Below are 22,193 nucleotides of genomic sequence, written 5' to 3' on the forward strand. Positions count from 1 at the left end.
GTGACGCGCCGCTACATGAGCCAAGAGACGCTGGCACGCGTGCTGAGTACCGAGGACCAGGCAAGTCTACTGGATCGACCTGAGGCTGCCTGACATGAAAAATCTGGAGACCGGAATTACACCACTTGACGGGACACTACCCAAAAATGGGATAATTTTCATCGATACTCTGGAGGCTGTGATCTCCGCTTTCATCTACATAGACGATGTATTTACTAAAAGAAGTCGCCTCTCCACTTGGCTCAAAAGGCAAGGGTGATGGATCAGGCCAATCCCCTGAGTCGAACTCAAACAATGGCAATTGTGAGTCGTCAGCCTTATTCACTGACATAGACCCCAATCGATCAAGCTGTCTACTATCACGCACGGCTCCTGTTGTGAGGCCATAGCCAGACAACCAGTCTTATAGCGATCAATGTATTCAAGTGCGGTGATCTGCCCAATTTCCTTACAGTCTGGTAAAAAAAGCAGCGAAAACTCTGAGCCGCTCCCAGCGCGTTTCACTGAGTCACCGTAAATATGAGCCGAAGCCATTATGTAGTGCCTGAGACATAGCTTAAAGCATATACCGGAGACATGGTTTAAACCATTAACCAAATGCCGTAGAAAGAGCGTAAAACGATGAACGAACGCCTTAAGTTTGTCGCGTTGCCTGTCTTCAATATTCCAACAAGGCAGCCGCAAGGTGTACGCCGCATGACCCCAGGTATGATCGCTTAACTCACCAATGCCACAGGCAGCCGTAGGCTTTGCCTCATCCACTCCCAGTTGCTGCAGGCTTCCGCCACGAAGCACTATTGTATGCGCGATGCTACAAGCATACTCATAGAATCCGCATAGAAAAATTTCTATGCGATTTATAGTCTCAGCACGAGCGACAACCACTAATCCTCAGCAAGAGCACCCTGTTGAGCGCGCTGGTTAACGCTTTTTAAATCGCCATCGAGTCCCGTCTGCGGGTGATAAGCTCCGTATGGCATTGCGTTCACGGCGTTAACATGGACCTGGGCTGCGATAGGAACGTAATCCGTAGCGGCGGTACTGATTGCCGTTGCCACTATGTCAACAAGAATGTTTCCTGAGGAGCTGCCAGTATCGATAACCAGGTTCTGTTGATATGACCAAAGCACTTCATTTGTCTCGGTTGACAACAGCACATACTCGATTCCAACAGTGACGTTACCGCCGATCACTATATAGTTGGTTTCCCATTTATTAATCGTGAGGAAAAGTACGGAGTCGTCTCCAAAACTGTCTTTGAATATTGAAGTCTGAACTCCCTTCATCTGGGTACCGTCGATGACGCCTTCTCCACGGAAAATATCGGCAACAATAGAAACAGGCATCACATAATAGCCATGGTTGGCAAAAGGCTGCGCCACGGTGACATTCAGAAGATCACCCGCGTCGGCTGCGGTAGTTTCATTTATCGCCGGAACAACGACCATTGAGAGTGGCTTATTCGTTCCATACATTGAGGGAAAAGCATCTCTTTTCGTAAGGGTTGGCCCAGCACAGGCCGACAGAAAAATGAGCGCGAGCAAAGCTCCGGCAATCCTAGTTATCTTCATTGCCAGACTCCCTATTAGATGAAGCTATCAGCCTCTCTAGCAAAATCTTTGATTCGGGGTATAGTCTTGCTTCTTCGTCATAGTAGGCTATGGCAAGGCCGACTTCGTTCCTCTTGGAGGACAAATAGCCAAGTTCAGCAAAAATTCCAGGGGGCACCCTTAATCCTTTTTCATTAGATTTATCAACAATATCCTGTAATGTCTCGATATGTGCCAACTGAGTAACGTCAGACGGAGATTTCGTGTATGCATAGAGAGTTGAAGAGTAGTTTCCCCAGTAATAACCTGCTTCAGTGACCGTGGAACAGCCTACCAAAAGCGTTAGAGGAACGAGAAAAATTGTGAGGAGTAAAGCTTTCATCGACGGACCCTCAAAATTCTCTGCTGACCATTTGAAAAATACATTTTCTTGTTTATCAGCACCTTTCCACTATCGGAGACTTGTATACGTCGCTCGCCTGGCTCGACCTTTATTGTCATTATGTCCAATCCTTCGTCTTCCCTATCCTTGACACCCCAGACTCCCGTCTCGTAAGGCGTGAGATCACTCCGTTGGACAATTCGAGAGAACGTGTCATCAATTTGAACTGTACTCCCAATCAATTTTTCAGACTTGATGATCAAAAGTGACTGCGCTTCAATCCCTGTTTCTCTCTGTACCTGACCTCCACACCCGGCCAGGAAAATCGCCATAAACACACATAGGATTCGATAATTCATTGAGTGGCCTACTTATCGGAAATGTAATAAGAATCAAGTGGCTTGCTAAGCTGCGAACCTCTCAAGGTGACATAGCTGACTTCACTAAACTCATCCTCGCCGACGGATTCAATAACGTCGAGGCGGCCGACCTTTTCCCCGGGGAGCGTAATCAGCGTGCCGGTTTGGGGGTTTTTGATTTGCCTGCCTTGCTCATAGAGAAAAAGTTCGGTACCAGGCTTTATTCCCTGGCTTGAACCACCGGCCATTATGTAAATCCCTTGATCCTCTGCCAGAAGGTACGACTTCCAAGGACTCGATGTCATGTTCTCAACAAGATTGCTGGTCAGCTGTGAGATAGCTGCAGAGATTGCTCGATCAGTTAGACTCTGATCGAATCCTGCACTTGATCCGACTCCCATGACTTTTTTGGCTTCAGACATTGCTTCACCGGCACCTTCTGAGGCGTAAATAATTCTTCCAGTACCGACATCAACCAACCGCACGTTTACCTTTGCATAGGCCTTCTGAATTCTCTTCCGGGAAAATACACCGGTGTCGCTTTCAGTGGATCGTCCAAATTCGCTGACAGAACCAACAATCAAATAGTCTACCGATACGCCCGACTCTTGCAGTCCCGCAAGCATTTGCTCTTGACTCGTTTTGTCTGAGTCAATCCGCTCAAACATTAGGAAATTATTGGTCTCTGCCAGTCGCGCACTCAGTATGTCTGATGCCTGCTTTCCAATTCGGTCTCCAGAGTTGTCGACCAAAAAGGTAGTTCCGGACCTGGTCTCGTTGGTGAAACGGGCAATCGCAATTTTTCGCTTTAACCTTATTTCAGACCCTGACTCTTCGGAACCGGAAGTCTCGGTACTGTCAACTATATTGCCAGGATTATCAGCTCCAACTGCAGAGACCGATACAAACAGACATGCGGCTGCCGCCACCACCCACCTACGCGATAGTAATCGTGACATTTCGGAATCCAAATATTTGATTGTTGATGCGAAAAATAATATTTCCCCAAGGTCTTATTCTTAGTAGCAGGGTCTCATTCGGATTGGAACATCGGAACCGCAGCTAGTCCATGGTTTGTCCACCACTTGCATTCGGACAGAACTCCGCTAATGCTATCGAGTGGAGCCCGTAAGTCAAAGCAACCCAAGTTTGACTTACGTCTCATAAGATGGCGCCGGCTCATCGTCTATCCAACACATCACTGATGATGTACTCCGCCCCCGAAATCATCACAATCAACATTGCGTTTCTCCGTTGACCATCGTCCGCGAGAGCGGCAAGCCCACTGTAATTGCCGTTTAGATCCGCGCAACGCCCGATATCCATGTTTATGCGGTAGAGATTTTTCCCCGGGTTAATCTGGCTTACCTGACCGGCATCAGTACAACCATCCCCCGAACGGCCAGAAATAGCTCCCCTGCTGGTAATGGAAAATGTATCTACTCCTCGCGTATTGCCAATATAGTTTCCGGGAATTGCTGCCAGGCTCGACGCCCGACTGTACTCGCTGACCGCGGACAGATTAAACTGAGAACGATCGGTGTTAAATTGACTCGAACCGTACACGGTCGATCCCTGCATGTTACCTATGTGACCGGTAAGCACCAGGGGGATATGGTCGGTGTGAGACCGCCCGAAAAGTACCGTTAACCTCTTGTTTTTCAAGAGTTTCTTGCTTTTTGGCTCGCCTCAAGTACCGACAGATGTACCGTCACTAAGGGGTTACTTTAAGGGTTCGAATCCTGCGGGGCACCTAAATGCCCTGCAGGACGAGGATACCATCGTTCGTCGAGCGCCGGTAGAGATCTACGTACCGTAATGTCAACCAACTCAGAAAATGCACCTGGTCTTCTATAACCTAACTTACACCACACAGTTAATGAGGCAGAGGCCAGCCATGGTAAAGAAGTTTCTTACAAACCCCAAAATGATGTTTCTGTTCAAGTGTTGCGACGTCGCCATACTGTCCACATTCGGAGTCGTGATGAGCTACACATTCATCCAAGTTGTCATGAGCTCCTAAGTACTTCCCACTTCTTGCGTATACCGTCCTGTGCGCGACCCTCCCGGCGGCAGCCGGGGAGGGTCGCGCCGGATCTACTGACCGATGTAGCACGCGACCACACCCTCGCCCTCTATCCTGTAAACTCCACCTTCAGCACCCTGAAGCGGCAATGAAGCCGGGCGTGCTCCTCGGCCAGAAGGCGCCACAATGAGTAGGTATCATCCACTCGATACCAGAAATCCTCGGTGCGTACAGGGAGCACATCGGTGCATAGCCTCGGCCAACTTTCAAACTCGGGAAGTCGATCTCGGATTAGATGCAGCATGGAGTCCTGGCTTTCCCGAACCAGTTTCATCGGCGGCCAGTTTTCCTTAGGGTAATGTTTCCGGGAGCTATCGAGCCGAGGGAACAGGGACCCCACCATCAACAGAGCTGCCACAAGTTCAGTATCGTGTTGGGCTTCCCAGAGATAGCCAGCGGTCGTCATCGAACCTTTGGAAGGTTGGTGGCCCTGCATGATTGAAAGTCCATGGCTGAACCGGCCTTCATTGGTTTCAGTCTGGAGAAGATGCCTGGCGCGAACCAAGTCGGTGTTGGTTCGCCAAGTGACAATGGACTCCTGCCTAGCTGCTCTGACTGGGTCCTCAATGGTGCAGGTTTCGAAAATGGCACCTGGGACCAGGCCAAACTCCTTCAAGGTAATGGCCCACTTCGTGAAAGCCTCCGCAAACCCTCGGAGCTCTTCAGGAACGTCGTCGTACAATCTCAAGCGCATATGCCCCACCCAGGGTTGCGTAAGGTCTCTTGGCCCGCCACCGTGCTGGCCCAAGTTCCATTCAGACGCCGCGCAGCGCAGCGGAAGCGGGGGCTGCATGGAACCCATAGAGATGGGAACATAGTATACCCTCCTTACTATGAGAGTTAGCGGAAGTCCTCAACCCAGGTCGAGCCCCCTGGCCCAGCTGCAATGGCAGCCCCAGACACCCCATGCGCGACACTCCAACCCCTGCTGTGTATGATCTGGCCCGGAACGTGAAACCAGACAAGGACAGCCGAATTGAACACCGAGAACCACTCCCAGACTGCGGCCTTCAACTGGTCCGTCAAGCAATCCCTGTACCGCGCCGTTCACCTTGCTCCGTCGCTTGGAACAGGGCCTGGAGCCTACGCGGGCGCAGGCGTTGATCGCCGCCAAATCTGTCTCCGACCTACCCCTACTGTATAAATTCTGTACGGGACAGTAGGAATTCTTTGCCAAGAGCAATACTATGACCCTTTGATTTTTCTAGCACCTAGGGCATACATGCAAAGCGTGTTTGAACGATATCTACGGGGCCAAAACTGTTATGTCTACGGATGATGCACAAAGAGTCGGAGCTGAGTTGCGGCGGCTACGTCTCTTGGCGGGACTCACGCGAGACCAGATTGCCCGGCGCATGAATGTCCAACGCACAGCGATCTCCCAGATTGAAGCAGGCGGTGAAATCTACCTTACGACGGCTCAACGATACGTTGCCGCGCTAGGTGCCTCGCTGAGATTGAACGTCCATTTTCCAACTAATCTACCCTTGTCCCTAAGACTTTGTAAAACGCTCGACGTTGAGTGGGAGCACGACTATCAACTTGTTCTGCCACTTCTAGGAAACGAGCCACTTAAAGCCCAGCGAGATATTGTTTTATCGATCAAGCCGGAATACTCGAAGAAAATATTGAAAGGTGAGAAAACAGTCGAACTCCGCCGCCGCTTTCCGCTGTCCGCACCTTCCGGCTCAACCGCGTACATATATTCGACATCTCCAGTCAAAGCGATGGTTGGCATGGCAGCGATTCAAGATGTGCTGAAACTACCTGTCTCGCAAATTTGGAAGAACTTCAAAAGAACGGCTTCGATCGAACGAGCGAATTTTGAGAAGTATTTTGAAGGCGTCGACCACGGTTTTGCTCTTCTCTTTGAAGATGTAAGAGCATTTACTCGACCGCTTCCCCTCGCCGAATTAAGAGAGAGGTTTGGATTTGAGCCACCCCAATCCTTCCTCTATGCCAAGCGCGATTTTAGAAAGGCACTACAAGATGAGCCAGCAGTCGTATCTCATTGATACGAATATCCTAATCGGGCTTGAGGACCACCACCAGGTCGAGGCAGCATACGCAAGATTCTTTAATCTGGCCTCAGCCCATAAAGTTGATATATTCGTCCACGAAGTCGCTGCCGAAGACATTAAGCGGGACCCAAATCCCCAACGCCGGATTATTTCGTTAAGCAAAATTAGAAAGTACCGCGTCCTCAAGAAGAGACACGGCTTGACAGAACCCGAGTTGGCCGACAAGTATGGCGCACTAAGGAAGCCAAATGACGTCGTTGACGCAACACTTCTAAACGCTCTGGAGAGCGGAGCCGCGGACTTTCTTGTTACTCAAGACAAAGGCTTACATCAGCGCGCTCAGAGACGTTGTGCGGAGCTGGGACGACGTGTGTTGTTCGTGGGAGACGCTGCCGATCTTCTCATCCAAACCTACGAACCTAAGGAAGTACCGATTCGTCATGTCGCCGAGGTTATGGCGCACGAGATTAATCATAGCGATGGATTCTTCAATAGCTTACGCGAAGGTTATCCCGAATTCGATTCCTGGTGGGCGAAAAAATGCGTGAAAGAGCACCGATCATGCTGGGTAGTCTACGATGACAATACACTTGCGGGCCTGGTAGTTCGAAAAGATGAGAATGGGCACGATACAGATGCGGTGTCGAAAGCCGGAAAGGTTCTGAAGATCTGTACGTTCAAGGTATCGCCAGAGAAGCGAGGTGTAAAGCTAGGAGAACTTCTGCTAAAGCAAGTACTATGGTACGCACAGACCAACAGCTATAATCTTGCTTACCTTACGGCTTATGCAGATCAAACAGCGCTCATGGACCTGCTTGAATTTTATGGCTTTACAAATGCAGGCAGGAATCTAAATGGCGAATACATTTATGAACGAAGCTTCTCCATAAATGCACTTCGACGCAGTGAAGATATTTGCCTCTTCACTCTTGCGCGGAAAAACTATCCGAAATTTCTAGTCGACAACACCGTTAGAGGATTTGGAATTCCCATCAAGGAAAGCTACCACGACACACTTTACCCGGATCTTTGGAACCCACGTCAACCTGATCTTTTCTCGGACGCTTCAAATACTGAGGCCCCGTCTCTGCCGGGCAACACAATCCGAAAAGTATATTTATGTCGCGCTCAATCGAGTCTGGGGCCACCAGGCTCTATCCTCTTTTTTTACAAAGGTGCATCAAAAGAACTCCCTTCTCAAGCAATGACAGCGCTAGGTATTCTCGAGAGCGTCATGCTGGCTAAGTCCACGAAGCATTTGATGCTCCTGACAGGGGGTCGATCAGTCTACAGTGAAAAGGAACTGGACGCGTGGAGGGCTTCGGAAGAGCGTCCGGTTAAGGTCATAAATTATCTTCTGGTAGCCTACATCAAGCCACCGATCTCTCTAGATGAGCTTCGGGATATTGGTGTTGTTAGCGGACATCCACAACAGTCTATTTACGAGTTAAGACATGATTTTCTGGTGAAGCTCGTAAAACGTTCAAATCTAGAATTTCAAGTATGAAACAGACTGTAGTTGCGGTAACAGGGATTTCGGGCGTAGGAAAAACCACGTTCCTCAGAAATGCAGCAAAAGAGATTCAGTTCCAGCATCTTACAGCCGGCAGTCTAATTGCGACTGCGAGAGCCACTCCTGATAACAGCCGAGAAGAACTCAGGCACGCCGACCTCGAAGAAAACCAAAGATTGTTGATCCATGGCTTCGCTCAGGCGCGAGACTCCGAAGCGGCTCTTGTCGTCCTGGACGGTCATGTCATCATTGACAGTGAAAAAGGTATTACGTTAATACCCAGTCAGGTGTTTGCGGATTTAGAAGTGAATTTGATAGTTCATCTTGAAGCAGACCCCATCAAAATATCACAACATAGAGCGGGAGATGCTAACAGAAGCAGACCACAGCTACCTGCCAAAACCTTGTTCCTCCACCAGCAGCGATCCAAGCAACATGCTAGAGATCTAGCCTCTGATTTGGGCATCGGTTTTCTTGAAGCAACTCCTGGTGATTGTAAAACTTTCATTTCCCACATCCGCAGCCTCCTTTGGTTGTAGCATTGATGTTTACGAGCAATGCTACTATCAACATGGTAACTGGCAGCTAGGAGAATCAATTTTTGAAATATAGCTTCCATGTATCTGCGCCTCGCCCAAGAATGGTGCTAGCATAAACGGGCATACCCATAGACCTAATTGCACCATGCACTCGACAACACCTCCGCCTGCTGTAGCACCAGCTCAACCGCTTCTTGCGCCTGCTCTGGCTCCAGTGTAGAGCGCCAGCGGTAGCGGTCACCACTTACCTGCTGTTGCCGCACGGTTACGGAAGTACCCGGACTCAGGGGTGTACAGCGGACGCCTGAAGATTACGTCTAGGTCCTCCGACTCCAGAGGGGTGTAATTCTTCTCCACTGCGGCCACACCGAGCCCCTCGAAAGGATTGTGAGCGGCTTACTGCTTCCGCACCAGCCAAGCCCGCAATGTGCTCAGGTGCACCATGTGATTGTTCATTGCCTTTGGTGCCAATCCGTCGCTTTCCGGTATCTCCATTGCCACCAGCTCTGGCCCGATCTTCCCCCGGCACTCCTTCCCCTTCTTGGGGTTCTTCGGAAACTCCAGCAGCTTGTCCCGGTATCCTGTGGCTGCCTCAGGGTCCACATGGTCAACTTTGAGACTCTGACAGACCCCTGCCAGTACAGTTCATCACTAGATGCTTCGATAGGCCCATGATGACGGGGGCAACGTCCCTTGTTCTATTCTTGCTCACCAACTGGATCAACTCCCTTCTAAGTTCTTTGGGAGAGTAGGACCCGGTGCGCGACAGAAAGGCTAGACCACCATAAACCGTTCCGATGGGACAAGACCGTCTCCTCGCCGCGCCTCCCAAACTCCGCGGAAAGACCGTTCCCGAAGGACACTATATTTTGTCCCGTGTCCAGGCTCCCAATCATCATGTACTCTTTCTCCTCAACATGGTACAGAGATCGCATTTACTAAGCACGCCACTTTCATGGTTCGTATGAATAAGGATTGAAAACTCCAATCAATCCCGATACCTACACCTCTGTATAACGAGCGCATTTTGTACTCATCGCCACACGAAGGCTACTGGCGATCCGCACGGCCTCAAACTCGGGATCAACTATTGGGCAATACCGCTAAGAATATCTTCGATTTCGCCAACTAAGTCTGACCTCCCTTGCTCATGCAGATCATCGAGGCGACGCTTCATAATGGCCTCTAGGACCTTAAGATCATTTTCGCCCTGTCGCCTCAAGTTTCCTAGGGCCTGACCCATTCTCGTGAAATTGGAAGATCGTATATCACCTGCCTGTACCGCATTATCGAGAGTTCTAAACGCTATCTCATACTCGTGATGAGCTTCTGATCGGCGCCAAAGAGAGTCGACGATTTCCTTCGACATGTCTTTCAGTTCTTCGCGATAATTCACAGGTGAGAATCTCAATGCGCGTGATATATTTTCATGGGCTTCGACCAACAGGGTTACGAATCGATTAAAACCACTCACCGTACTGGACAGCTCGAGTCGAGACTCCGCTGCACGCCTATACCAAAGAGTGGTAGTATATTTGCCGTCTCGAATCGCGTAGTCACAAACCTCCATTGCTCCTGCGACTGAATTATCCAACTTTTCTGTTTCATACCAAAGATCGAAAAGTAACTCCTTTCTCTGGCCTGCATGAAACGCGTCAAAGAATTTCCGCTTTGCATCTGCAGGAATCGCGCTTGGGTTGAAGTAACTAACTTTTCCGAGCATTAGTAGGAGATCCGGATTCCTGGCGTACTTGCTGCGTCGGAGAATGCTTTTTATCGTCCTATCCGCATCATCGAAATTTTTCTCTCTTACGAGTGAGTTACATTGAGAAATCGCTTTAGCCACTTCTTCACGTTTCGTGCCTTTTCTATTCAGCTCGAATGCGTTCGCACGCTCTCTAATTTCCCTTTCAAAACGAGACTGATTTGGTAAAAATGCCTCCCCATGTGACTGAATCAGTGATGAGATTGAGCGGCCCACCTCATATCGAGGTTCGTTCTCGATAATTGGAGCTTCTTGTAACAGGAATAGACTACCTAACTCCGTTATACAATCATCAACTTGAGTCCGCTCAAGATCAAGAAAATCCCGAATCTCGGAAATTGAGCAAGATCCTACTATCGTTAAAAGAAATATCACTTTGCGACTTTCTATAGTCAGCGCTTCTATTTCTCTCCTCAAAGCAGCATCACGGACGGCCTCGCCTTGACCGCCCTTCCAGTCACTCAACGCTTGACCTAGGCCATAACCGAGCTTACAAAGGCGAAATATTGATTCCGTATAGAGCGGCGATCCTTCAGAAGAGAGCTGTAATTTCCCCTTGTCTTTAGCCGAGAATTGCTTCATCTCAAGCCTCTGCGCAAGTTGATCGACTAGCTCACTGTATTCTTCGCCAAAAAGCCCCGGCACGGATATCGAAATATCTTGTGAATATGTAATGTTGGCCCTCGTAGTTACCAACACCTTTGATCCAGAGTTTGAGATTGCCCTTACTGTTTCAAGGATACGCTTCTGATCCTCCGGGACAGTAGAGTCAACATCATCCACAATCAAGAGAGTAGGAATTATGTTTAACGCCTCTCTCGCTTGCCGCTTTAGGTATTCTGGAGGCGCATCTTCCATTTCTCCTTCAGCCATACCGCCTACAGCGTTGCACAAGGTTTTCAGAAAACTATGGTAATCTGAAAAATTAAGACTAGGATTCTCCAAATAATCATTCAACCTTGCCTTAAACTGCTTTCGCTTTGCAGTCAGCCAAATTACTTGGTCAAACTCAGAATTCCCTGACCCAGCAATGAGAGCAGCAAACTCATACGCAATCGAAGTTTTACCCTTGCCGCCCTCGCCAGCTAGGACCTTCACGGACTCCAAGTCATCTCCAAGCCAAGCCCAAAGTTGCTGCAGTATTTCCGATCTTCCCACGAAGTTTTGGCAAATAAAGCTCCGCGATGGAAGATTATTTACAATATATTTTGCCCTTCTTCTACGCGGACCATCCCTACCTAAATCCCTTGATCCCATGAGAAACATAAAATCGTATTGTGTCTCCGCTCGAACACACTCATCAAGTCGCCTCATGAATGTTGAGTTCTTAGAAAATACTAGCTTGCCATCTTCACCGTGGCCGTCAGATGCCATTGCCACAGAATGGAGATCGGTCGGCCTCTTGGGTATGTGCAGCAACCCCAATCTAATATCACCAGAACCTAGGTCGACGTCGAATTCGCAGTAACTTACGTCAATCGCACGCCCGCAAATTTGTGCCACCATCCGTCTTAGCTTCTGAACGTCAATGTTTCCACTCTGAATCCCACAGCACTCAAATACCTGATCCTTTTCTATTTCTTCAACTCCAAACACAATGTAGCCGCCAAAAGTGTTGTAAAAACCGGCGACGTACTTGACTAGTTTCAAGTAAGCACTCTTCCCGGGCGAGAATTCCTGCTTATAGTCCCAAAGCTCTGTCTCCTTGGGCACAAACCTTCCTTCTGGTGCCAGCTTCATCAGCACACTTTCATTCACCACAGAAGATTCAACCAAGTGTGACAGCTCCAATTTCATCTTTTCAATTTCCATTGTCGCAATGCGTCCTCATATTGTGGAAATCAATAGCTGTCGGCAATTTAACTGCCAAACAGACATAGCGCCCGCTACTGTTTATCCATATTGAAAAAATCACCTCTCATACAATTCTAGAACCTACACAGAAATCTGTTCGGTACTCCAGAGCAACACGAGATTCCACTCTTACGCAATCTTGGGTGGAGAACTCAGGACATTTTCGCCAAATACTCCGGAGAGCAACCAGTTCCCGAAGCAGTATAAAAGGCGTCATAAACAGCCCATTGGCGCCCGCAACCCAAGTACGATCCTGGCCATTAGAATTGCGTCTCATTTTGACTCATCTTTTCCGTCCAGCATTTTGTGAATGACGTTGATCGACCTCACTGTTAACTCAATGTGACTCTTTTGGGCATCTACGATCTTACGCATCAACCACAAAAGAAGAGTCATCCCAAGAATTAGATAGGTAAATGAGAGCGTCAAAACCATCACAATTAGCTGCACAAATATTTGGGGCGTGACTTCTTCGATCTCGGTGAGCTCTAGAAAAAAAGCGTAAGTGAGATACAGCGTTGCAGCGACTAGGACAACTCGGAAGACTAAGAACGATGTACTCTTGCCAAGATTTATCAATGCTTCCGTAGCCTCAGTTTTGTTTGAGGCATACCTAAGGTTCAGGGTTACGATTGCCCCGCCAAACAGGCCAACAAATGCTACAGCTACTGGCACGAAAAGCTCATACAACATTCTATGGTATCTCCTAAATGAACTAGCCCTTAAAGCAAGATTTTGAGACCGTAATTGAACAGATTGCGCTCCGCGTGTATCTAACACCACTGACCCGACAAAACCTCCGCCTGCTGCAACACCAACTCAATGGCTTCCTGCGCCTTATCCGGCGGATACTTGTACCGCTGTAGCGTCCGGCGCACCAGGATCCGCAGCTTGGCCCGTACACTCTCGCGCACCTGCCAGTCGACTGTGGTGGACTGTCGCAGCTTCTCGGTGATCTCCACAGCGATCTTCTTCAGGGTCTCGTCACCCAGCTCCCGAACCGCGCTCTCATTGTTGGCCAGGGCGTCGTAGAAGGCCACTTCGTCCGGGTTCAGGCCGAGGGCGGCATCCCGCTCCAGTTCTGCCTGGAACTGCTTGGCCAGGGCGATCAACTCCTCGATCACCTGGGCAGTCTCGATGGCGCGGTTGTTGTACTTGCGCAGGGTCTCCTGCAGCCGGTCGCCGTACTTCTTTTCTTGGACCACGTTGTTGCGGGTTGCGGAGCGAATATCGTCCCTGAGCAGTTTCTCCAGCAGCTCCACGGCAAAGTTCTTGTAGGGCATCTGGCGCACGTCTTCCAGGAATTCGTCGGAGAGCAGGCCGATGTTGGGCTTGTCCAGGCCGCAGAGGGCAAACACGTCAGTTACACCGTCGGCGATAATGGCGTTGTCCAGGATCTGCTTCAGGGCGGAGTTCTTGTCTTCCTGGGTCAGCTTCTTGTCCACGCTGGTGTGCTTGGTGATGGCGGCCTTCACTGCCGAAAGGAAGGCGATTTCCTTGTGGTAGGCCCGTGCCTCGTCCAGGGTACTGCATAGGGAGTAGGCCTTGCTGATGGCCAATACGGTATCCAGGAAGCGTTTCTTGCCGTCCTCCAAACCAAGAATGTAGTTGGCGGCGGGGATCAGCAGTTGGTTGGCTTGCGTCTCAAAGCCACTGTAGTCGAGACCTTCCCCTTTGGGACCCTTGGCGAACAAGCCATGAATTATATCCAGCTTCTCCAGCAGGATGGCAAAGGCCTCCTCGGTACTGTGCGTGGGCTCACCCCGGCCCTTGGAATCTGCATAGGTTTTCAGGGCCTGCTTCAGCTCGTTGGCGATGCCGATGTAGTCCACCACCAGGCCGCCTGGCTTGTTCTTGAATACGCGGTTGACCCGGGCGATAGCCTGCATGAGGTTGTGACCCTTCATGGGCTTGTCGACATACATGGTATGGCAGCATGGGGCGTCAAAGCCGGTCAGCCACATGTCCCGCACGATCACCAGCTTGAGGGGATCATTGATATCCTTGAAGCGTTTCTCCAGCCGCTTCCTGGTTTGCTTGTTGTAGATATGCGGTTGCAGCAGCGGCTTGTCGGAGGCAGAGCCGGTCATGACGATCTTGATGCCGCCCTTCTCCGGATCCGGATCGTGCCAGTCTGGGCGCAAGGCGATGATCTCGTTGTAGAGGTGGACGCAGATCTCCCGGCTCATGGCCACGATCATGGCCTTGCCTTCCATCACGGCGGTGCGTGCCTCGAAGTGCTGCACCAGATCCTCCGCCACTTCGGTTAACCGCGGACCCGCACCCACCAGTTTCTCCAGGCGGCTCCATTCGCCCTTGGTCCGCTCGCGGGAGCCCAGGTCTTCCTCATCCTCGACGACCTCCTCTACTTGCTCCGAGAGTTCTTCAATGGCTTCGCGGTTTATGTCCAGCTTGGCCAGGCGGGATTCGTAGTAGATGGGTACGGTGGCGCCATCGTCCACCGCATCCTGGATGTCGTAGATGGAGACGTAGTCCCCGAACACGGCGCGGGTGTCCTTGTCCTCGCTGGCGATGGGTGTACCGGTAAAGCCAATAAAGGCAGCGTTGGGCAGGGCATCGCGCAAGTGCTTGGCGTAGCCGAAGACGTAGGTGCCGTCCTTCTTGAGAGTGGCTTTGAGCCCGTACTGGCTGCGGTGCGCCTCATCGGAGATCACCACGATATTGTGGCGGTCATTCAGGATCGGGTGACCAGCTTCCTCATTCACCAGAGCGAACTTCTGCACCGTAGTGAAGATGATGCCGCCTGACTCCCTCTCCGCCAGCAGGCGGCGCAGTGCATCCCGGTCCTCGGCCTGCACGGGTTCCTGCTTCAGCAGGTCCCGGGCGGCGGTGAAAGTGGCGAACAGCTGACCATCGAGGTCGTTGCGGTCGGTCACCACTACCAGGGTCGGGTTATTCATCTCCGGTTGCTGCAACAACTTGCCCGCGTAGCAGCACATGGAGATGCTCTTGCCGGAGCCCTGGGTATGCCAGACCACCCCGGCCTTTTTACTGCCGGGGACCACGTCATCGCCGTAGGTTGCCCGTTTGACCTCAACCCCTTCTGGGCGTGCAGATGCAATCACAGTGGCCCGCACCGCCTCGCGCACGGCATGGAACTGATGGTAGCCGGCAATCTTCTTGATGAGCCTGTCCGAGTCCGTTTCGAAGATCACGAAGTAGCGGATGTAATCCAGAAACAGCTCCCGGTCGAAGAAGCCGCGTACCACGGTTTCCAGCTGCCAATCCAGCAGGGGTTTGTCGTCCTCGCTCTTGAGGGTGCGCCAGGGCATGAAGCGCTCCTGGTTGGCCGTTAGCGAACCCACCCGGGCGTTGTAGCCATCGCTGACTACCAGGGCCTCGTTGTAGGCAAAGAGCTCCGGCACCTCATCCTTGTAAGTCTGAATCTGGTTGAAGGCATCCCAGATATCCACGTTCTCCGCCTTGGGGCTCTTCAGCTCCAATACAGCCAGGGGCAGGCCGTTGATGAAGGCGAGTATGTCGGGGCGGCGCAGCTGCTTGCTGCCTTCCAGGGTGAACTGGTTGATAGCGCGGAAACGGTTGGCCTCAAGATGGCCGAAGTCGATCAGGAAGGCGTGATCGTGCACCACCTCGTCGTCTCGCTTGTACTCGACAGCCACACCGTCCAACAGCAGGCGGTGGAAGGCGCGGTTGCTGACAACCTTATCCAGACTCTCTGGCTTGCGCACCTGGGCCAGTACCTGCTCGACGGCGCTGTCTGGCAGGTGAGGGTTGATACGGCGGATGGCGGCTTCCAGGTCTGCCAGCAGCAATACCTGCCGGTAATCCGCCCGCTCTGGCGCTGGGCCGTCAGGCGCCAGGTCAAGCCCATGGGCAATTTCCCAGCCGCTGTCGGCAAACCATTCCAGGCAGAGCTGTTCCAGTTGGTCTTCAGTCATGCCTCAGTCCTTGTCCACCGCTGGCTCCCGCAGCAGGATGAAGTGTTCAATCAGCCGGATCACCAGGATTTTCTGGTCCGGCAGGCTCTCCGCCACCAACAGGGCCAGGGCCACCAGGGTATTGTCGTTGATCAACTGCTCTACTGGCTTCGCCAGCAACCCCTGGTTGCGGCGCAGGTACCACAGGAACAGGAAGGAGCCGCAGCGCTTGTTGCCGTCGGCCAGCGGATGGTTCTTGATCACGAAGTACAGCAGATGCGCGGCCCGGCTGGCCACGTTGGGGTAGAACAGCTCGTCCCCGAAGCCCTGCTCAATAGTAGCCAGTGCGGAGGCCAGCCCATCACCACGCATCTGGCCGAATAGCTCCGTGGCCTCACCCTTGGCGATCAGCGTCTGCTTGAGTTCCGAGATGGCGGCCAGCGATTCATCCAGCAACAGCGCGCGCATATCGGGTTGCTTGATGCCGATCTCGGCCAGCTGCTGCTCGTCATACCCCTGCAGCAGGCTCCAAGAGCGGGCATAGTCGCTGATGACCCGAGCCACGACTTCGCCTTCCGCAGAAACCAGTCCCTGATTGGCAAGGGTACGACTCAGGAGATCCAGGGCCTGCTCGAACTCGACACCCCGCTCCGCGAGGCGACGCTGGTTGAGGGTATAGCCGTGGACCAGGTGGTCTTTCAGGGTGCGGGTGGCCCATTGCCTGAACTGGGTTGCTCGCCCGGAGCTGACCCGGTAACCCACAGAGATAATGGCATCCAGATTGTAATGCTTGATGCGGCGGCGAACCTGCCTCGCCCCCTCCTGGCGAACTACTAAGAAATTCTTAGTGGTTGCCTGCTCCACGAGCTCCTTACTTTTGAAGATGTTCCGCAGGTGCATCAGGACGTTTTCGGGTGTGGTATCGAACAGCTGACCCATCTGTGCCTGACTGAGCCACACGGTATCATCTTCCAGAGCAACCTCAAGCTCGGCCTGCCCATCCTTAGAAGTGAACAGCTGTACCTGAAGCTCAGTCACCTGAAACCTCGACTGCATCGAAGGAGGTCTGCTTGAGCTGCTGATTGATGGTCTTCAGGTGATTACTCAGAGCGCCTTCGAGTTTCGTCATGTGCTCGATCATCCAATGGATAATCTCAGGCCAGTTGGCCTTGTCGTAACCATCCACCGCCTTGGCGTACTGAATACGGCAGGCCTTTTTGTTCGGTAACGGCAACCAGTCCAGCTCATGACCAAGGCAAGCCTCTATCTCCGGTTTGCGCACAAGCAGCTGGTCAAATACAAAGGTGTTTGCCTCTGCCTGGCTATTCTGCAGGCTCAAGCCTACTCGAACCTCGTGTTTTCCAAATATGAGCTGGTACGGCATACCGCTGATACCCGACCCAGCGCTGAGCCAGTGGTCCTTCGCCGGGCTGATATTGTTGTACAGCGTGCAGCTGCTTTGGCTGAAGGCCTCCAGCGCCTGCTCCCAGAAAGCCAGGCGCAGCGTGTGGCGATGCTTCTGCTCGGTATCGGCACTTTTCTCCTCAGCCTCCTTGGCCACCATGCCGATCATGAACTCGGTGGACTCCGGCGTAGGGATAATCTGCTCCACATTCAGGAACAGCTCCTCCCCAGACTGGTAGGGCGTAACCTTGAAACACTTACAGGCGATACCGAACTGGCTGAGCCAAAGCACCGTGTTGGTCACCTCCTTGCGGTAGCGGGCGGCGACCAGAATAAGGCGCTGGGTCATAATCCGGTTGATCTGTGCCGCTTCCAGCCCATCCACCTCCAGAAACTCGACCAGGTTTTCCTCAGCGCTGGCGGCAGGCTTGCCGGTCTCCTGCGCTTTCTGGTTCAGGTAACGCTGATAGATGTCGACTACCTGCGACTTACTCAGGTTGGCGCAGTATCCCGCGTACTTCAGTGCCTGCCAGACAACATCGCGCCCGGTATCATCGAGCTTGTTCTCAATGATAACCAAGCTGCCTTCCTTGTCGATTGCCAGGAGATCCAAACGCTCGCGGGTATCATCGAAACCATCGAACTCCTTCTGGATAATCAGCAGCTCATCACCTTCACCCTGGGCCAGGGCTTGCGGGGTATTCTCCAGCCACTCCTGTAGGTGCTTGCGCTCGGTGAAACCCAGATCGCTGAAGCGCTTGGCTTGCAGAGGGCTTATGCGGTTGGCGGCGGAGTCGATCTTAAACACTAACCACGTCCTCAGTCTCCACAATCTCCCCAGTATCTGTTACTCGGAGTTCGCCGGACAGGAGCTTGGGGAGCAAGCTGTCGCGCAGCTCTGAAAGGATTGATGAATCCGACCTATTAACTACAGCTAGGTCGAAAAAGGATCGCACTCTCGTGTGGAAGCGAGCTATCAAACGCTCACATGGTAGAACACAAGGTAAGTTAACTACGACCTCAGGGCGCACTGCCGGGTATGCGCCACCATCCGCTAGATGGGCTAAGTGGTTAATTGACTCGTCTGAGGTCGCGGTGATGTAGACGAACTCAGCCAGATCCTCCTGATTTGGAGACAAAACAGCAAATCCCGTGCTGCCCGTTAATGACTTTTGGGGCCGTTTTATGAACGCAAATGAGCAATTGCCCGGGCGCACCGTGCCAACAATCGTATCGCCGTCAGAAAGTATGCGTCTTGCTCGGCTAGGCGCATCTTCGGAGCGGTAAGTCGCGATGCTCTCAATTACTCCGTTCTTCGTATTTGCCAAGTCTACATATTTGATTTCAGGTGGGATTGTGCGCCTTGTCCAGGATTGCCTATTAAGGTTAACAACGTCAGCAAGGGCGCCAGCAGTCCACCCCTCCGGAATCTCCCCCAACTCACTATCCTGCATCGTCGACGGAAACAGCGCCGCTGTCTCACAGAGCTCCGCATACTGCTCCGGCTGCTCTTGCTGTAGAGATGCCAGTGCCTCCTCGTCCTTGCCTGAGATGGCCTGCATGGCGGCCAGGTTCATGTAGGTCTCAAGGTCAGGCAGTGTCTCTGCTTCGCCCGCATAGCAGACGGGAGAAGCGGATTCTGCCATGGGCTGCATCGCCAGCCAACGCTCCTTGGCTGCGATCTTGGCCTTGACGGGATCGAAGTCTACAAACCAGCTTTTGAAAATGGCTTGGGCCATCTGTTCGAGGGTGCTGTTGATCTTCTGGTTGAGTCGTATTTTGTCGTCAAGACTCCCCAAAACTTCAGCGACATACCTTTGATGGCTTAGCGGCGGAAATGGAATCTCCAAATTATTTAAAGCCCTGCCAGTTAAGTGCTTTATCGTCGTTCCGGTGAAATAAGGCTCAAGCAATCGGTGCTTTCCCGCATGTAGAAACCAGTAGAATAGGAATCGATTCTCTAACGACGATTTCGACCTGATTCGATGCAAAGCCTTCTGGATTTTCATATCCGGAAGTTCTTCGTTCCATATTGCACAACGCCCCGGTTCACCACCTTCGCAGACAATTAGATCACCGGCTTTAACGCCATATCTTTCCTGCTCCCCTGGCTCAAATTTCATTTGAGCAAGATCCAAAAGCTCGAAACTTCCCCACCGAACATTACTGTTCCCGAGGTATGGCTGTTCTGTGCCTTTGTTTTTCTTCTTATCTAGCATCTTGCCCAAACAAGAGTCGACATGGTCACCAAGGCGCACTGTGGGCCACTCAACACTCATATCCCAGCCCCTCAAGATTCCGCCTGATCTCGGCCTCCAGCCGCTCACTCTCTGCAAACTGCTCCCGCAGCTGCTCAGTCAACCGCGCCATCTTCTCGGCGAATGGCTCACCATCGTCTTCCTGCTCCTGTGCACCCACATAGCGCCCCGGGGTCAGGACAAAGTCGTGCTTCTCGATCTCATCCAGACTGACGGACTTGCAGAAGCCAGCAACATCCTCGTAGGCTTCGCCCCGCTGCCAGGCGTGGAAGGTGTCGGCGATCCTGGCGATGTCTGCATTGGTGAAGTCCCGCAGTACCCGATCCCGCATATAGCCCAAGTTGCGGGCATCGATAAACAGGAACTCCTTTCGACGGTCGCGCTTCTTCTCATTGCGTACCACGCCATTGGCCTTGTCCCGGGCCAGAAACCAGATGCAGGCCGGGATTTGAGTGTTGGTGAACAGCTGCCCCGGCAGGGCCACCATACACTCGACCAGATCTTCCTCCACTAGGCGCTTGCGGATATCGCCTTCGTTGTTCGTGTTGGAACTCATGGAGCCGTTGGCCAGCAACAGAGCCATGCTGCCCGTGGGCGCCAGGTGGTGCAGCATGTGCTGCATCCAGGCGAAGTTGGCGTTGCCCTTGGGTGGTGTGCCGTACTTCCAGCGGGCATCCTCGGCCAGGGATTCGCTCCACCAGTCCTTGGTGTTGAAGGGCGGGTTGGCCATCACGAAGTCGGCACGCAGGTCCGGGTGCTGATCGTCCAGGAAGGTGTCCGCGTTCTTCTTGCCGAAGTTGAAGTCGATGCCGCGAATGGCCATGTTCATGGCGGCCAGCTTCCAGGTGGTGGGGTTGGATTCCTGGCCGTAGACTGAGATGTGCTTCTTCTGCTCGGCGGGGTCGTAATGTTGCTCCTTGGCGTGCTCCTCAATGAACTTGTCCGAGGATACAAAAAACCCCCCAGAACCCATGGCCGGGTCGTAGACGCGGCCTGAATAGGGCTCCAGCATTTCCACGATCAGGGTGACGATGCTCTTGGGGGTGTAGTACTGGCCGCCCTGCTTGCCCTCGGCCAGGGCGAACTGACCCAGGAAGTACTCGTACACATGGCCAAGCACATCCTTACTGTGCAGTCTCAGCCGTTCGCCTCCATACACCGGCTTGGTGAAGGAGGTATCGGAGAAGGTGTTGATAAGCCCCAGCAGCTTGTCGTTCTCCAACTGATACTGGCTTATGCGGTTAAGGATTCCCTTGAGCCGGGCGTTGCTCTTCTCGATTTCCTCCAAGGCGTTGTCCACAAGCCAGGAAACCGAGCGCAGCTTTACGTCACTGCCTGCATCGTCCTGCCAGAGGACAGTACCAACGGGCAGCACGGCCTTTTCCTTGAGGGTGTTCCAGCGGGCGGCCTTGGGTACCCAGAACACATTGGCTTCGCGATAGTAGTCCAGCACCTCCAGTTCATCTTGCAGGGCCTGCTGGTAGTCTTCTTCGCTGTCGTAGTCGTCGCGAGGCAGGTAGTAGATGTTGCCATCGCTGTCGGTCTTGAATAGCTCCAGCAAAGCCTCCTGCCGCTCCTCAAAGGCATCGGAGACGTACTTCAGGAAGATCAGGCCCAACACCACATGCTTGTAGTTGGCGGCGTCCAGGTTGGAGCGCAGCTTGTCGGCGGCCTTCCAGAGCTTGTCGTCGAGTTCCTTCAGGAATTGCTGTTCGGTGTTGCTCATCGGTTCCCCTTGGATCTTGTTGTTCCTGGCTTGCCGGGCATAACCCGCCACCCTGGCCGGTGCCCGTGGGATGGGTAGGACTATACCCATCAATTGAAGCCATGGAAAAGCACAACGTGCGCCCCATGATGCGGAGCGGCGAATCCAGGTGCTCAGAAAGCCCCAAACCCTCTCCGATCAGCAATCTACGGCAATCGACATGGCAGTGCAGTGCTGTGTGGATAGACAGGTCGTGTTTTCAGGCAGGAAGAAGGGCGAGACCCACCTCCTACTTTGGTGGCGCTGCCGCAAAGTGCCCCAAGCCAGATCGGTTGAGGAGGGAGGGCGAGACGCCGAGGCTGCACCGAGCGCGACGGCCCTGGCCGTAGCGAGGTGCAGAGAGGCGGCGAGACTGACCGACGATGCCGAGCGCAGCGCCGGGAGCACGGAGGCGGTCGCGCCGCCATAAACGGCCAAGCAGATTTATCCATAGAACTGATTATGCGGCGTCAGCGGACAGTGCCGGAGGCACTGCGAATAATCCCGTTTTATGGTCATTCTGCGACATCATTATTCTTGAACTCGCTTCCAAGCCAGAAAAAAAAGAGGACCGCACCGTTGCCGGTACAGTCCTCATTATGTGTAGGTGTTGCTGGCTATGGCTCTCCTTGATCGGAGTTCCGGCCAATAAAGCTGATGTCCTTGTTGAAGTAGCGGTACAGCCAGTACAGAGCAACCGGGGCGCAGAGAATCAGACCTACAGGCCCTTCCTCTGCCGTGATGAGGAGCACCAGCATGATGATCAGGCTGCTGATCAGAAATGCGAGCTTATCCTTTGTGTTCATGGAGTAGTTCCTT

General features: G+C 52.6%; 16 protein-coding genes. 3 read left to right on the plus strand and 13 right to left on the minus strand.

All coding sequences use genetic code 11. The annotated features are described in order from the left end of the window. Positions 1–884: 884 nt before the first annotated feature. The 5 genes from RLO07_RS12940 to RLO07_RS12960 all read right to left on the minus strand — a co-directional run bounded on the left by RLO07_RS12940 (position 885) and on the right by RLO07_RS12960 (position 5,065). Positions 885–1,571: a GNA1162 family protein gene (locus RLO07_RS12940; protein WP_462292547.1), complete on the minus strand. Its 687-nt coding sequence runs from the start codon at positions 1,569–1,571 to the stop codon at positions 885–887. Further along, positions 1,558–1,932 carry a DUF4810 domain-containing protein gene (locus RLO07_RS12945; RefSeq protein WP_462292548.1) on the minus strand — a complete coding sequence of 125 codons (375 nt, stop codon included), beginning with the start codon at positions 1,930–1,932 and terminating at the stop codon, positions 1,558–1,560. The genes RLO07_RS12940 and RLO07_RS12945 overlap by 14 nt, the downstream gene beginning before the upstream one ends. 367 nt (positions 1,933–2,299) lie before the next feature. Then, on the minus strand, positions 2,300–3,220 hold the full coding sequence (locus RLO07_RS12950; RefSeq protein WP_462292549.1) for a CsgG/HfaB family protein: 921 nt from the start codon (positions 3,218–3,220) through the stop codon (positions 2,300–2,302). Positions 3,221–3,470: 250 nt separating this feature from the next. After that, positions 3,471–3,956 (minus strand): hypothetical protein, encoded by a 486-nt coding sequence (locus RLO07_RS12955; RefSeq protein ID WP_462292550.1) that lies wholly within the window; start codon positions 3,954–3,956, stop codon positions 3,471–3,473. A 470-nt stretch (positions 3,957–4,426) separates the two neighbouring features. After that, entirely contained in the window at positions 4,427–5,065 is a 639-nt protein-coding gene (locus RLO07_RS12960; protein WP_462292551.1) for a hypothetical protein, read from the minus strand. A gap of 547 nt (positions 5,066–5,612) precedes the next feature. Between RLO07_RS12960 and RLO07_RS12965 the strand changes: the two genes are divergently transcribed. From RLO07_RS12965 to RLO07_RS12975, 3 genes are read left to right on the plus strand one after another with little or no spacing between them, the layout of a single operon-like run. Next, on the plus strand, positions 5,613–6,392 hold the full coding sequence (locus RLO07_RS12965) for a helix-turn-helix domain-containing protein (protein WP_462292552.1): 780 nt from the start codon (positions 5,613–5,615) through the stop codon (positions 6,390–6,392). Further along, entirely contained in the window at positions 6,367–7,905 is a 1,539-nt protein-coding gene (locus RLO07_RS12970) for a GNAT family N-acetyltransferase (RefSeq protein WP_462292553.1), read from the plus strand. Before RLO07_RS12965 ends, RLO07_RS12970 begins: the two co-directional genes overlap by 26 nt. After that, positions 7,902–8,450 (plus strand): ATP-binding protein, encoded by a 549-nt coding sequence (locus RLO07_RS12975; protein ID WP_462292554.1) that lies wholly within the window; start codon positions 7,902–7,904, stop codon positions 8,448–8,450. The genes RLO07_RS12970 and RLO07_RS12975 overlap by 4 nt, the downstream gene beginning before the upstream one ends. Positions 8,451–9,537: 1,087 nt before the next feature. Here the strand turns inward: RLO07_RS12975 and RLO07_RS12980 are convergent. The 8 genes from RLO07_RS12980 to RLO07_RS13015 all read right to left on the minus strand — a co-directional run bounded on the left by RLO07_RS12980 (position 9,538) and on the right by RLO07_RS13015 (position 22,180). After that, a complete protein-coding gene (locus tag RLO07_RS12980; RefSeq protein ID WP_462292555.1) occupies positions 9,538–12,027 on the minus strand; it encodes an RNA-binding domain-containing protein in 2,490 nt (829 codons plus the stop codon). A 315-nt stretch (positions 12,028–12,342) separates the two neighbouring features. Next, entirely contained in the window at positions 12,343–12,762 is a 420-nt protein-coding gene (locus RLO07_RS12985; protein ID WP_462292556.1) for a hypothetical protein, read from the minus strand. 80 nt (positions 12,763–12,842) lie between these two features. Then, positions 12,843–15,989, minus strand: a complete 3,147-nt coding sequence (locus RLO07_RS12990; protein WP_462292557.1) for a type I restriction endonuclease subunit R — start codon at positions 15,987–15,989, stop codon at positions 12,843–12,845. A 3-nt stretch (positions 15,990–15,992) separates the two neighbouring features. Next, positions 15,993–17,006 (minus strand): RhuM family protein, encoded by a 1,014-nt coding sequence (gene rhuM, locus RLO07_RS12995; protein WP_462292558.1) that lies wholly within the window; start codon positions 17,004–17,006, stop codon positions 15,993–15,995. Next, complete coding sequence (locus RLO07_RS13000) at positions 16,999–18,204, minus strand: DUF4268 domain-containing protein (RefSeq protein ID WP_462292559.1); 1,206 nt, start codon at positions 18,202–18,204, stop codon at positions 16,999–17,001. Before RLO07_RS13000 ends, rhuM begins: the two co-directional genes overlap by 8 nt. Beyond that, positions 18,173–19,651, minus strand: a complete 1,479-nt coding sequence (locus RLO07_RS13005) for a restriction endonuclease subunit S (RefSeq protein WP_462292560.1) — start codon at positions 19,649–19,651, stop codon at positions 18,173–18,175. Before RLO07_RS13005 ends, RLO07_RS13000 begins: the two co-directional genes overlap by 32 nt. Further along, a complete protein-coding gene (locus RLO07_RS13010; RefSeq protein ID WP_462292561.1) occupies positions 19,641–21,356 on the minus strand; it encodes a class I SAM-dependent DNA methyltransferase in 1,716 nt (571 codons plus the stop codon). Before RLO07_RS13010 ends, RLO07_RS13005 begins: the two co-directional genes overlap by 11 nt. Positions 21,357–21,991: 635 nt before the next feature. Further along, on the minus strand, positions 21,992–22,180 hold the full coding sequence (locus RLO07_RS13015) for a hypothetical protein (RefSeq protein ID WP_462292562.1): 189 nt from the start codon (positions 22,178–22,180) through the stop codon (positions 21,992–21,994). Positions 22,181–22,193 lie beyond the last annotated feature (13 nt).

Source organism: Haliea sp. (assembly GCF_040221975.1).
Taxonomy (GTDB): Bacteria; Pseudomonadota; Gammaproteobacteria; order Pseudomonadales; family Halieaceae; genus Haliea.